Annotated in this window: 12 protein-coding genes; 6 read left to right on the top strand and 6 right to left on the bottom strand. The window is 64.5% G+C overall.

The window, feature by feature from the left end; all coding sequences use genetic code 11:
- Positions 1–290 precede the first annotated feature (290 nt).
- A complete protein-coding gene (locus tag ISX93_RS12925; RefSeq protein WP_195779145.1) occupies positions 291–848 on the bottom strand; it encodes a DJ-1 family glyoxalase III in 558 nt (185 codons plus the stop codon).
- A gap of 165 nt (positions 849–1,013) precedes the next feature.
- On the opposite strand from ISX93_RS12925, the gene ISX93_RS12920 reads away from it, so the two are divergent.
- The 4 genes from ISX93_RS12920 (at position 1,014) to ISX93_RS12905 (ending at position 5,044) form a co-directional block, all read left to right on the top strand.
- Positions 1,014–2,309 (top strand): NCS2 family permease, encoded by a 1,296-nt coding sequence (locus ISX93_RS12920; protein ID WP_195779144.1) that lies wholly within the window; start codon positions 1,014–1,016, stop codon positions 2,307–2,309.
- On the top strand, positions 2,306–3,391 hold the full coding sequence (gene trmA / locus ISX93_RS12915; protein ID WP_195779143.1) for a tRNA (uridine(54)-C5)-methyltransferase TrmA: 1,086 nt from the start codon (positions 2,306–2,308) through the stop codon (positions 3,389–3,391). The genes ISX93_RS12920 and trmA overlap by 4 nt, the downstream gene beginning before the upstream one ends.
- 64 nt (positions 3,392–3,455) lie before the next feature.
- The gene (locus ISX93_RS12910; protein WP_195779142.1) at positions 3,456–4,283 is read left to right on the top strand and encodes a PIG-L deacetylase family protein; all 828 of its coding nucleotides are present in this window, start codon (positions 3,456–3,458) and stop codon (positions 4,281–4,283) included.
- A 92-nt stretch (positions 4,284–4,375) separates the two neighbouring features.
- Entirely contained in the window at positions 4,376–5,044 is a 669-nt protein-coding gene (locus ISX93_RS12905) for a glutathione S-transferase family protein (RefSeq protein ID WP_195779141.1), read from the top strand.
- 148 nt (positions 5,045–5,192) lie between these two features.
- Here ISX93_RS12905 and ISX93_RS12900 read toward each other — a convergent pair whose 3' ends face one another.
- Both ISX93_RS12900 and ISX93_RS12895 read right to left on the bottom strand, forming a co-directional pair.
- Positions 5,193–6,584 (bottom strand): hypothetical protein, encoded by a 1,392-nt coding sequence (locus ISX93_RS12900; protein WP_195779140.1) that lies wholly within the window; start codon positions 6,582–6,584, stop codon positions 5,193–5,195.
- 51 nt (positions 6,585–6,635) lie between these two features.
- Positions 6,636–7,019, bottom strand: coding sequence for a DUF4345 domain-containing protein (locus ISX93_RS12895; RefSeq protein ID WP_195779139.1), 384 nt, complete (start codon positions 7,017–7,019; stop codon positions 6,636–6,638).
- Between the two features lie 143 nt (positions 7,020–7,162).
- Between ISX93_RS12895 and ISX93_RS12890 the strand changes: the two genes are divergently transcribed.
- Positions 7,163–8,503, top strand: coding sequence for a DEAD/DEAH box helicase (locus ISX93_RS12890; RefSeq protein WP_195779138.1), 1,341 nt, complete (start codon positions 7,163–7,165; stop codon positions 8,501–8,503).
- A gap of 158 nt (positions 8,504–8,661) precedes the next feature.
- Here ISX93_RS12890 and ISX93_RS12885 read toward each other — a convergent pair whose 3' ends face one another.
- Positions 8,662–9,267 carry a GNAT family N-acetyltransferase gene (locus ISX93_RS12885; protein WP_195779137.1) on the bottom strand — a complete coding sequence of 202 codons (606 nt, stop codon included), beginning with the start codon at positions 9,265–9,267 and terminating at the stop codon, positions 8,662–8,664.
- Between the two features lie 142 nt (positions 9,268–9,409).
- Positions 9,410–10,654 carry a TIGR03862 family flavoprotein gene (locus ISX93_RS12880; RefSeq protein WP_195779136.1) on the bottom strand — a complete coding sequence of 415 codons (1,245 nt, stop codon included), beginning with the start codon at positions 10,652–10,654 and terminating at the stop codon, positions 9,410–9,412.
- A gap of 124 nt (positions 10,655–10,778) precedes the next feature.
- Between ISX93_RS12880 and ISX93_RS12875 the strand changes: the two genes are divergently transcribed.
- A complete protein-coding gene (locus ISX93_RS12875) occupies positions 10,779–11,348 on the top strand; it encodes a GNAT family N-acetyltransferase (RefSeq protein ID WP_195779135.1) in 570 nt (189 codons plus the stop codon).
- 150 nt (positions 11,349–11,498) lie between these two features.
- Here ISX93_RS12875 and ISX93_RS12870 read toward each other — a convergent pair whose 3' ends face one another.
- Positions 11,499–12,191, bottom strand: a complete 693-nt coding sequence (locus ISX93_RS12870) for an outer membrane protein (protein WP_195779134.1) — start codon at positions 12,189–12,191, stop codon at positions 11,499–11,501.
- Between the last annotated feature and the right edge of the window lie 220 nt (positions 12,192–12,411).

Raw genomic sequence — 12,411 nt, 5'->3', positions numbered from 1 at the left:
TTTGAGTTGTTGTACGGATCGAATGCGCAAACAGATTAGCCCCTTGCAGTGGCTTGTGCGCCGGAAGATCAACCAGCCGAATGCAGCAAACAAACCGCCTCGTATGCAGGGTTGAGCAGTGCGTGGTTTGCGTTGGGCTTCGCTGCGCTCAACCCAACCTACAAACAACAGCAAAGCCAAAGCCAACACCCAAACCCCGTAGGTTGGGTTGAGCGCAGCGAAGCCCAACATGGCGGCCTATGTTCCAGCGCTGTTTAATCTGCTGGACGCAGCGCAACCCGCTCCACAACTCACTCCGGCAGCAGCATGGCCTTCGCCACCGCGTTACGCGTCTTGCTGCCGGCGAGCTGCTCGACCAGCGTCAGCGCAAAGGCCAGCGCCGTCGCCGGGCCCTGGCTGGTGATGCAGTTGCCGTCGACCACCACCGGCTGATCGACAAAGGTGCAGCCGGACAGCCGGTCACTGAACGCCGGATAACAGGTCATGCGCCGCTGCTTGAGCACGCCATAGCTTTGCAATGCCAGTGCCGGCGCCGCACAGATGGCGGCATAAAACTTCCCGGCTTTGGCCTGCTGCTGCACCCGTTGCGCCAGCGGCGCATGCTCGGCCAACCGCTGGGCACCGGGCATGCCGCCGGGCAGGACGATCAGGTCGAAATCCTGCGCCAGCACATCGTTGAGCATGGCATCGGCGGTCAGGCGCACGCCGCGCGCACAGGTGATCATGCGCCGCGCCTCGATGCTGGCCACCAGCACCTCGACCTCGGCGCGCCGCAGCACGTCGATCAGGGTGACGCTTTCGATATCTTCAACGCCGTCGGCGACGGCGATCAGGGCGCGCTTGGACATGTCGGAACTCCGCCTGGACCAGTAGGTAGGGCCGCCGGCGGGAGCAAATTCTCCGCCTGCAGGCAAGCTGCTATCATGCGCGACCGTTACCTGCTCGTGGCACATTCCGCGCGCCTTGCGCGGGCCCGGCTAGGCGGCCCACACAATAAGAAACCGGAGTCCACCATGCTGGAAAAGTTGTTCCAACTCAAGGCACACCACACCACCCTGCGCATCGAACTGCTGGCCGGCATGACCACCTTCCTGACCATGGCCTACATCCTCTTCGTCAACCCGGCGATCCTCGGTGAAACCGGCATGGACAAGGGCGCGGTATTCGTCGCCACCTGTCTGGCCGCCGCCATCGGTTCGGCGCTGATGGGCCTGATCGCCAACTACCCGATCGCCCTTGCGCCGGGCATGGGCCTGAATGCCTTCTTCACCTACACCGTGGTGCTGACCATGGGCTACACATGGCAAGTGGCACTGGGCGCGGTGTTCATCTCGGCCACGCTGTTCTTCCTGCTGTCGATCTTCCGCATCCGTGAGTGGATCATCAACAGCATTCCGTTGCCGCTGCGCTCGGCTATCACCGCCGGTATCGGCCTGTTCCTCGCGCTGATTGCGCTGAAGGAAGCCGGGCTGGTGGTGGATCACCCGGCCACGCTGGTCGGCCTCGGCGACCTCACCGCACCCGGCCCGCTGCTGGCGATTCTGGGTTTTATGATCATCGTTGCCCTTGAGGCCCGCCGCGTGACCGGGGCTGTGATGATCGGCATCCTGCTGATCACTGCCATCGCCATCGCCATCGGGGTCACTCCGTTTGGCGGCGTGCTATCGATGCCACCTTCAATTGCTCCGACCTTTCTGCAGCTGGATATCGCCGGGGCCTTCGACATCGGCATGCTCAGCGTGATCTTTGCCTTCCTCTTCGTCGATCTGTTCGACAACACCGGCACCCTGATCGGCGTGGCCAAGCGCGCCGGCCTGATGGGTGCCGACGGCCATCTGCCGAAGATGGGCCGCGCACTGATCGCCGACAGCACCGCTGCCATGGGCGGCTCGCTGCTCGGCACTTCGACCACCACCAGCTACATTGAATCAGCCGCTGGCGTCGCTGCCGGCGGGCGTACCGGCCTGACTGCCTGCGTGGTTGCCGTGCTGTTCCTGCTCAGCCTGTTCTTCGCCCCGCTGGCTGGCACCATACCGGCCTTCGCCACCGCACCGGCACTGTTGTTTGTCGCCGTGCTGATGACTTCCGGGCTGGCCGAAATCGACTGGGATGACATCACCGTCGCCGCACCGGTGGTGATCACCGCACTGTCGATGCCGCTGACCTTCTCCATCGCCAACGGCATAGCCTTCGGCTTTATCACCTGGGTGGTAATCAAGGCGCTGGCCGGCCGCTTCAAGGACATCAACCCGGCACTGGTGGTGCTGGCGGCGCTGTTCGTCATCAAATTCGGATTCTTCAACGCATGACCACTATGCGTGACGCTGCGGCCTATGCCGCCCAACTGGCCGACAAGCAGACGCGCTTGCGTGAACTGCTGGCGCCGTTTGCCGCTCCTGAGCCGCAGGTTTTCGCCTCGCCGCCCGAGCATTACCGCCTGCGCGCCGAGTTCCGCATCTGGCGCGAAGGCGGGCAAATGCACTATGCGATGTTCGAGGCCGGCAACAACCGCACGCCGATCCTGCTGGAAGACTTTCCCATCGGCAGCCAGCAGATCAATGCGCTGATGCCGCGCCTGAAAAGTGCCTGGCAGGCCAGCCGATTGCTGTCGCACAAGCTGTTTCAGGTCGAGTTCCTCACCACCCTGGCCGGCGACGCGCTGATCACCCTGTGCTACCACCGCCGGCTGGACGACATCTGGCAGGCTGAAGCGGAAAAACTGGCTGCCGAACTGGGTGTCAGCGTGATCGGTCGCGCGCGCGGGCAGCGCATGGTGGTCGGCCGCGACTATGTGCAGGAGTCCATGCAGGTGGCGGGTCGAAGCTTCAGCTACCGCCAGCCCGAAGGTGCCTTCACCCAGCCCAACGGCGAGGTCTGCCAGCAGATGCTGGCGTGGGCCTATAGCATGCTCGGCGAGCGCACAGATGACCTGCTCGAACTGTATTGCGGCAACGGCAATTTCACCCTGCCACTGGCCACCCGCGCACGGCGGGTGCTGGCTACCGAGATCAGCAAGTCATCGGTCAACGCCGCGCTGGCCAATCTGGCCGACAACGGCGTGGACAACGTGACGCTGGTGCGCCTCTCTGCGGAAGAACTGACCGAGGCGCTGACCGGTGTGCGGCCGTTCCGCCGGCTGGCCGGCATCGACCTGACCAGTTACAACTTCGGCACGGTGTTCGTCGACCCGCCGCGCGCCGGCATGGACCCGGACACCTGCGAACTGACCCGGCGCTTCCAGCGCATCCTCTACATCTCCTGCAACCCGGAAACCCTCGCCGCCAACATCGCCCAGCTCAGCGACACCCATCGCATCAGCCAGTGTGCGCTGTTCGACCAGTTCCCCTGGACTCATCACATGGAAAGCGGCGTACTGCTGGAGCGGCGTTAGCCAAGCGTTGGGCTTCGCTGCGCACAACCCAACAGCAATCAATCGACGAGTAAGAGAGCCCACCATGACGAGAAAAATTGCGCTTGGCCTGTCGCTGATTGTGCTGGCTGCGTTGCTCAGCGGGCTCTACTGGTTCAACTGGCTGTTCGAAGAGGACAGCGCAGCATTCCTGCCGTCGCTGACCGCAAAACTCGGTGTGCAACGCGTACTGTTCATAGGCGCCCATCCCGACGATGAACAGCTGGTCACCGGCCTGCTGGTACAGGCCGATCAGGAGGGCCTGCAGACCTACATGCTGACCGCGACCAAGGGAGAAAAAGGTGATCAGTACCCGGTCATCGCACGCAAGGTTGATCAGGGCCTGATCCGCCAGGCGGAAACCCTGAAGAACAGCTTCGCGCTGGGCGTGGACGCACACGATGTGCTGGATTTCCCCGACGGCTACCTGCAACAAGGCCACGCAGCGGCACTGGTTGCCGCTGTGCGTGAACGCCTGTTGCGCTGGCGGCCGGATCTGGTCGTGAGCTTCTGGCCACAGAGCGGCTTCTCCAATCACCCGGACCATATGCAGATGGGCACCGCCGTCGAGGCGGCGGCGCAGCAGCTGGCCGCGGCGCCGGTCGATGGTTACGCCGGCCCGCGTTATATCGCCTACGCGCTGGCGCCCAGCCGCGCCCTGAGCATGTTCGGCGGTGAACGTGGCCAGCAGGTGGTGGCGCATCAACCCGCGCCGGACTTTGCCATCGACGGCGCCGGCTGGGCAAAGATCCGCGGCTGGGACATCCACGCCTCGCAGGCCGGTTTCGTCCAGGCTGACTACGGCATGCCGGCCGGGCTGATCCACCGCATCTACGACAAGGAGTTCTACCGGGTGTTGCCGCCGCCGCGCTGATCCCGGCCCGAAGCGACCTGTCACTGCAGAATGAAAGCGGGCAGAATCCAGCGCGCCCAGCCACACCAACCAACCACATAAAAGAGTGCCCAATGATTATCCTGCACCACTGCGTCAGCGCCCGCTCCTTCCGCCCACTATGGCTGCTCGAAGAGCTGGGGCTGCCCTATGAACTGCGCATGTGGCCCTTTCCGCCACGCGCGGTGGCCCGCGAATACCTGAGCGAGAATCCGCTGGGCACCGTGCCGTTGCTGGTGGACGGCGCTACGCGCATGACCGAGTCGGCGGGCATCTGTCAGTACCTTGCCACGCGCCACAGCCCTGATCAGCTGGACGTGCCGGTCAGCGATCCGGTATTTGGCGCCTACCTGAACTGGTTGCACATGAGCGATGCCACCCTGACCTTTCCGCAGACGCTGGTACTGCGCTACAGCCATTTTGAAGTCGCCGAGCGCCTGCAACCGCAGGTGGCCAACGACTATGCGCGCTGGTTTCTGGCGCGGCTGCGCGCCGTGGACACCGCCCTGCAGCAGGCCGAGTATCTGTGCGCCGGGCGCTTCACCGCGGCGGATGTGGCGGTGGGCTATGCGCTGCTGCTGGCCGAGCACCTGGGCCTGGATGCCCAGTTCCCGCCGGCGGTCAGTGCCTACTGGGCGCGCCTGAAACAGCGCCCCGCCTACCAGCGAGCCTTGCAGGTGCAGCATCAGGCCGCAATTGAACAGGACGTGCCGACCATCCCCTCGCCTGACATTCGCCCCTGACGGCTCAACTGGCGCCGCGCGACACAGCTCAGCCCCTGGACTCAGGGCATTGAAAGTGGCGGACTGCTGAAGCGAAGCTGAATACAGCCGTCACTCCCGCAAAGGCTGCAACCGGCAACTGCGCAGGCGGGTTGCAGCCAAATCGGCATTACTTAACCGGACAGCCGCGCGCTTCGAAAGCTGCTTTGGCGACATACGCCGAGCGTGGATAGTAAGGCCCCATGACCTGCTTCTCCTCACCCTCGGCCTGAATGGCGAAAATGCTTTCCTTGAAGTCCGGCGCGGCAATCATGTGCCGGTGCAGCAGCAAGCCACCGTGCGGGTTATCGATACCATCACCGCCACCCCAGGGCATCCAGGTGACGCCGCATTCGGCCTTGGCGTTGCTGGGACGCAACTCCGGGGTCGACATGGCGATCAGGTATTCGCCCTGGTCATTCTTGGCCACTTTTTCGTCATAGACACATTGGTCTACCGAGGTGTCGTAGAGCGAGCGGTTCTGGCAGAACGACCAGTAGCGCACTTGCCCAGTGCCCATCAGCGGGTCACCTTTCGCGGTTACCGGCGTGCTTGGTGCCCGACCCTGGATCGTCAGTACATCACCGTAGCGCTTATCCACATAGGCATACAGGTAAGTGTTATCCAGGGTGCTGTAAAACCCGCCGCTGAGTTTCTGACTCATGTAGCCCTTGAGCCACTCCCACGACGTTCCATCCAGTAGCGAAGCAAAGCTCAAGCCCATGTTGCGGAAGGCATTCCACCGGGGCTCGGTCTGGGCCGGATGATAAGGCGCGGTCGGGTTATCGAGCGCTGCCAGTGCCTTGACCGTGGCCCGGCTCAAATGGCGGTCGCGGACAATGTGCTCCTTGACCACAATGGCCTTGCACAGCTCGTCGCCTTCGAGGGTCTTGCCATCCGCCAATGTCAGGCGCGCGCGGGGCAACTCGACACCGCCTTTGGCGGTCAGTGCATCATCCGGGACATAGATGCGCATGACCAGTTGCACCAACTCGCTGTCGGTGGGCGCGAGCAGGGTATTGCCCTGACGTGTCCTGTCGCGCTCGGCCATCGGCACGCCGGCAGTGATCGCGGCCGGTAGCAGCGTCATGCTGTAGCCGCGCCCGGCATCATCACGCGCATTGCCCGGGATAAACGGATTGACGGCGCTTTCATCCGCAGCAATCAACACATCGTTCAGGCGGTCCACCGGCTGACCGATCTCGTCATACACATTGAATGACAAATGGCGCGCGTGGGGAAACTCACCCACGACATCCAGGCGTGAGCCAGCGGGCAACTTGAACTGGGATTTCCAGTAGTTGGCACCACCACTGTCCGGATAGGCGTAGCCAAACCCTTTGCCCTTGCCGGTGTAAGTGACCCAGAAGCAGTCGGTCATGCCGTTGGCTTGGCCAATGCGGTCTATTTCCTCAACCGACGGGTAAACCGTTTCGATCGCCGAGGTCTTGAGGTACCAGCCGCAAGCCACCAGCAGCGCGATAAAACCAAGGGCGGACGTTGCAATTGTTTTTGTTTTCATAGCATTCCTGGCAGTGAGGGCGAAAAATGAATTGACCAGCCAAGCAGCCCTTTAGCGACTCAACTGGCGCAGCGCGACAAAGCACAGCCCGGCGGAGACCACTTCCAGCAGCAGCGCGGTGAGGTTGAAGGTCTGCTGCAAGCCGCCGTCCAGCCACAGGCCGCCGATGCGCGCCAGGGCCATGGCGCTGTACAGCAACACCAGCAGGGTCAGCGCGGCGCGCGTCAGGTCCAGACGGCTCATGGCCAGCAACAGGTAGGTGGCCAGGCCGATCTGTAGCCCGCCATAGTAAGCGCGCACATCGGTAATCGCCGCCGGCGCCATCAGCAGCATGCCGCTGAGGTTGGCCATTTCTTCCGGGCGGACAAAGTAGGCGATGCCCAGGCCGGCCAGAATCAGGGCCTGGGCGGCAAGCAGGATGCGGCTAAACAACATGGTGGACACTCCCTGGTGATTGATCGTGGCCAGCATAGCAGGCCGATCTTCCGATAATCGCAGTGCTTGACGGGATTTGGCTGGGGCGCGACCGGCACAGCAGGTAAACTGCCGACTCGTTGATTGACTGCCGGTTGCCTGCCATGACCTTTGCCGCCCTCGGGCTGATCGAACCGCTGCTGCAGACCCTGACCAGCCTCGGCTACAACGAGCCGACGGCGGTGCAGCGCGAAGCCATTCCTGCCGTGCTGAAAGGCCGTGACCTGCTCGCCGCGGCGCAGACCGGCACCGGCAAGACCGCCGGCTTCGCCTTGCCGCTGCTGCACCTGCTGACCCTGCAGGGCCCGCAAGTGACCAGCAACGCGGTGCGTGCGCTGATCCTGGTGCCGACCCGTGAGCTGGCCGAACAGGTGCACCAGAGCATCCAGACCTATGGGCAGAAGCTGCCCCTGCGCAGCTATGCGGTGTACGGCGGGGTCAGCATCAACCCGCAGATGATGAAGCTGCGCAAGGGTGTCGACCTGCTGGTGGCCACCCCCGGCCGCCTGCTCGACCTGTACCGGCAGAACGCGGTCAAGTTCAACCTGTTGCAGGTGCTGGTGCTCGACGAAGCCGACCGCATGCTCGACCTGGGCTTTTCCAAGGAGCTCGACGAGGTATTCGCCGCCCTGCCGCGCAAGCGCCAGACCCTGCTGTTTTCCGCGACCTTCTCCGAGGCGATCCGGCAGATGGCCGGCGAGCTGCTGCGCGATCCGTTGTCGGTCGAGGTCACCCCGCGCAATGCGGCGGCCAAGAGCGTCAAGCAATGGCTGGTGACGGTGGACAAGAAACGCAAGGGCGAACTGTTCCTGCACCTGCTGCGGTCACAGAACTGGGGCAAGGGCCAGCTGCTGGTGTTCGTCAAGACCCGCAAGGGCGTCGACCAGCTGGAGCAGGACCTGCGCGCCGCCGGCATCAGCGTCGACGCGATCCACGGCGACAAGCCGCAACCCACCCGTTTGCGCGCGCTGGAACGCTTCAAGGCCGGGGAAGTGCAGATCCTGGTCGCCACCGACGTGGCCGCGCGCGGCCTGGACATCCATGACCTGCCGCTGGTGGTGAACTTCGATCTGCCGATCGTCGCCGAGGACTACGTACACCGCATCGGCCGTACCGGCCGTGCCGGCGCCACCGGACTGGCGCTGTCACTGGTGTGCGCCGATGAAGTGAACCAGCTGGCGGCGATCGAGAGCCTGACCCGGCAGACCCTCACCCGCCACGAGGAAGCCGGTTTCGCGCCGGATCACCGGGTACCACTGACCGACCCGTCCGGCCAGGTACTGCGCAAGCCGAAGAAGCCCAAGGCCGGCAAGCTGGCCAAGACCGCGGCCGCCGGCAAGGCCGGCAAGGTACACCTGGGCAACTGGTTCGACAGTGACCAGCCGAAGGTCAAGACGGTGCGCCGATCACCCGGACTGGGCGGCAAGCCCTCCGCCAAGCGCTGAAGCCGGCGCTATCGCGGCGAGGGCGCCGATCTCATCCCTAATCCTACGCAGGTCTGTAGACACAAGCGCCGCCCCCGGCGCGAGCTGTTGCTTTAGATGGGTGGCTCGGCGTCCGCCCTATCGCCGCCGCCCCCGCAAGATCGACACCCGGCGGCCGGCTAAAGCGCGCGGGTCATGTAGCGGTGATTGGCAATCCCGTCCAGCGAGGAAACCCGCTCCGCCACCACTGCAAAGCCGAGACGCTCGTAGAGTTCCTGCGCCTGCGGGTTGCTCGCCGCCACGTCGAGCGCTGCCTGGGTGAAGCCGGCGGCGCGACCGAGCTTGAGCAGGTGCTCCACCAACCGCGTGCCGATGCCCTGGCTGCGCAGGTCCTCGGCAACGCCGAGGTGAGCCAGGTAATAGGTCTGCCTGGGTGGCGGCTGGATGATCCGCTCCAGGCGCAGGCCGTTGAGCATCACCGGCAGGGCGCTCACCGGGCCGTAGCACAGCAGGATCTGCCGGGTCGCACTGAGCATGTTGCGCAGGTTCAGCTCGCCACTGTAGCCAGTTCCGGTGGCCACCACCCGGCCGCCGAGCTCGCCGACCCAGTGCCGCGGGTATCCGAACATGCCGCTACCGTCGACAAACGCCGCGCGCAGGAAATCCTCGGCACTCAGGCCGGCGCGCTTGAACACATAATCGAAGGCCGCCGCGCCCGAGCTGTAGATCAGCGGCACCGCCTGTTCGGCATCACGGGATTCGGCAGGGCGAAATTTCAGCGGCATGGCAGTCTCGGGCGGCGGGGCTCAGGGCCGAATCTAGCAGAAACCCGGAGAACGGGTCAGCCGCCAGATGGCGTAACCCGCCGGAAAATGGCCAGGACGGCTGGCGCTGCCTTGGCGGGTTACGCCTGCGGCTAACCCCACCCTACGCCGGCCGGGTTCGCAGGTAGGTCAGCATGCCCTGCCCGGCCAGGCGCCCGCTGGCGAAGCAGGCAGTGAGAAGGTAGCCGCCGGTGGGCGCTTCCCAGTCGAGCATTTCGCCGGCACAGAACACGCCGGGCAGCTGCCTGAGCATCAGCTGTCCGGTCAGCGCCTCGAAGCGCACCCCGCCGGCACTGCTGATCGCTTCATCCAGCGGCCGCGGCCTGAGCAGCTGCAGCGGCAGCGCCTTGATCGCCGCGGCCAGGCGCGCCGGATCGGCATAGGTGTCGGCCGCCGTGAGCTCGCGCAGCAGGCCGGCACGCACGCCGTCCAGGCCCAGCTGCACGCGCAGGTGATTGCTCATCGATCTGCTGCCGCGCGGCTTGCGCAGGGCCTGCTCGACCTGCTGCAGGCTTTTGGCGGGCAGCAGATCCAGCCTTGCCGTGGCCACCCCGGACGCATTGATCTGCTCACGAATGTCCGCCGACAGCGCATACACCAGGCTGCCCTCGATCCCGCTGGCGGTGATGACGAATTCGCCCAGCCGGGCCGGCTGACCGGCCACGGCCAGCGCGCAGGACTTCACCGGTGCGCCGGCAAATTTTTCGGAAAAAAACCGGCTCCAGCCGGCCACCTCGAAGCCGCAATTGCTCGGCTGCAGGGGCGCCAACGGCACCCCGCGCGCAGCCAGCAGCGGCACCCAGGCGCCATCCGAACCCAGTCGCGCCCAGCTGCCACCGCCCAGCGCCAGCAGCACGGCGTCAGCCACCACCGCGCGCTCGCCCGCAGGGCTGGCGATGCGCAGGCTGCCGTCGCTGTTCCAGCCCAGCCAGCGCTGCCGCGTATGGATATTCACCCCATGCTCGCGCAGGCGCTTGAGCCAGGCACGCAACAGCGGCGCGGCCTTCATGTCCCGGGGGAACACCCGTCCGGAGCTGCCGACAAAGGTCTCGATGCCCAGGCCATGAATCCATTCGCGCAGGGCCGCGGGAGCAAAGCCTTCGAGGATCGCCTGCAACTCGGCGCGCCGCGCGCCGTAGCGGCCGAGAAAAGCCTCGTGCGACTCGGCGTGGGTGATGTTCATCCCGCCGACCCCGGCCAGCAGGAACTTGCGCCCCACCGACGGCATGCCATCGAACAGCTCCACTGGCACCCCGGCCTGGGCCAGCACCTCGGCCGCCATCAGGCCGGCCGGACCACCACCGATGATCACGGCACGCGCGTTTAGGGCAGCAGGTTGGGAAGTCATGGTCAGTGCGTAGCAGCAAGGGAGGCCGGCATTCTAGCCGAATCCAGCGGCCGCAGGGCTGGCGCTCGACGGGGCTGGCGGCTGCGCTATGCTGGCGGGCAATAGCCGCACGGGTAACGCCAGCATGGACCTTGTCGAACTGCACACCGCGCGCCTGCTGCTGCGCAACTGGCGGGCTGACGATCTTGAAGCGTTTGCCGCACTGAATGCCGACGCACAGGTCATGCGCTACTTCCCCGACCGGCTGGAGCGGGCACAGAGCGATGCGCTGGCTGCGCGCATCCAGGCGCACATCGCGCGGTTCGGCTTTGGCCCCTGGGTACTGGAACTGCGCGGGCAGCCGGGCCTGCTCGGTATCCTCGGCCTGCAGCAGGTGCTGTTTGATTCGGCCTTCACCCCGGCGGTGGAAATCGGCTGGCGCCTGCTGCCGGCCTACTGGCGGCAAGGCCTGGCCAGTGAAGCCGCGCGGGCCGCGCTGGAGTTTGCCTTTGTCCGGCTGAACCTGCCGCAGGTACTGGCTTTCACCGTGCCGGCCAACCTGCCGTCGCAGGCCCTGATGCAACGCCTGGGCATGCAGCGTGACCCGGGCGAGGACTTCCTCCACCCGCTGCTGCCCCGCGATCACCCGCTGCGGCCGCACGTGCTGTATCGCCTGAGTCGCAACCAGTGGCTGAACGGTCCGGCAGCCAGTTGAGCCAGCCGTCGAGTGGCCGGGTACCGCGATGCCGTTGGCAGCGATGGCGGGTTATGCCGCAAACAGCACGTTCAACCACCTGCGCGGGCAACGCCATAAAAAAACCAGCGCCAGGCTGGTTTTTTTATGTAACGGGACAAGCTAGCCGGGTCAGAACTGGTAGGAAGCGCCCAGCCGCACGGAGTCTTCGCTCAGGCTCTGCTTTTCCTTGAGGTCCCAGGGGTTTTCATTGACATTCTCGGTGCCGTAGTCCGAATGCCGGTACTCAAGGCGGGCGGCAAAGTTGGCATCGATCAGGTACTCGACACCGGCGCCGGCGGTCCAGCCTTCCTGCCAGTCGGTGGTCGAGGTACTTTCATTCGAATTGAAATCCTTGTACTTCCTTTCGGCTTCTACGGTCGCATAACCCGCAGTGACGTACAGCATGGTCTGGTTTTTCACGTAGTAGGGATTATTGAAGACATAGCCGGCGCGACCGCGGAACGAGCCACCAGCCTTGATGCGGGTAGAGGCTTCGTAATCGGTGTCGGTAACCCCGAGATAGTCTTGATAGTCGCTGTCATCCTGATTGTCGCGGCCTTCGTAATCGGCCTCCAGGCCCAGTACCACATTGTTGCCGATATCCCAGTTGTAGCCGGCCAGCAGGCCATACTGCAGCTGGTCAGGGTTGGTTTCCTGGCGATAGCCATCGAAGGTGTCACCGTCGAATTCCTTGCCATCGTCGGTCGTAAACGCCTTGCCACCGTAGATGCCCAGGTATGGGCCACTGAAGCCTTCAGCCGCCGCGGTCAACGAAGCGAGCGCCGCAGAGACGGCAATTACCAATACAGACAACTTTTTCATTTTTACTCCCGGAGTATCGCTAGTTCTTGTTCTGCCCAAGCGTGACCCAGGCCAGGTCACGGCCGGTTGGGCATGGTCTTCTCAGGTGCAACCGGCTGATTGCGACCTGTGCGCAGCGCGAGCATAACCAAAGGCGGAAATTGCCGCCAGTTTTGCCGCACATCGAAGAACTTCCACCAAGCCGCCCACAGCCACCGGCAAAGCCTTTACCATTTACCTC

Origin of the sequence: Pseudomonas sp. N040 (genome assembly GCF_015637705.1) — a bacterium.
In the GTDB taxonomy this organism is placed as follows: Bacteria; Pseudomonadota; Gammaproteobacteria; order Pseudomonadales; family Pseudomonadaceae; genus Aquipseudomonas.
The sequence above is the reverse complement of the archived record's forward strand: the minus strand, read 5'-3'. Positions and strand labels throughout refer to the sequence as shown.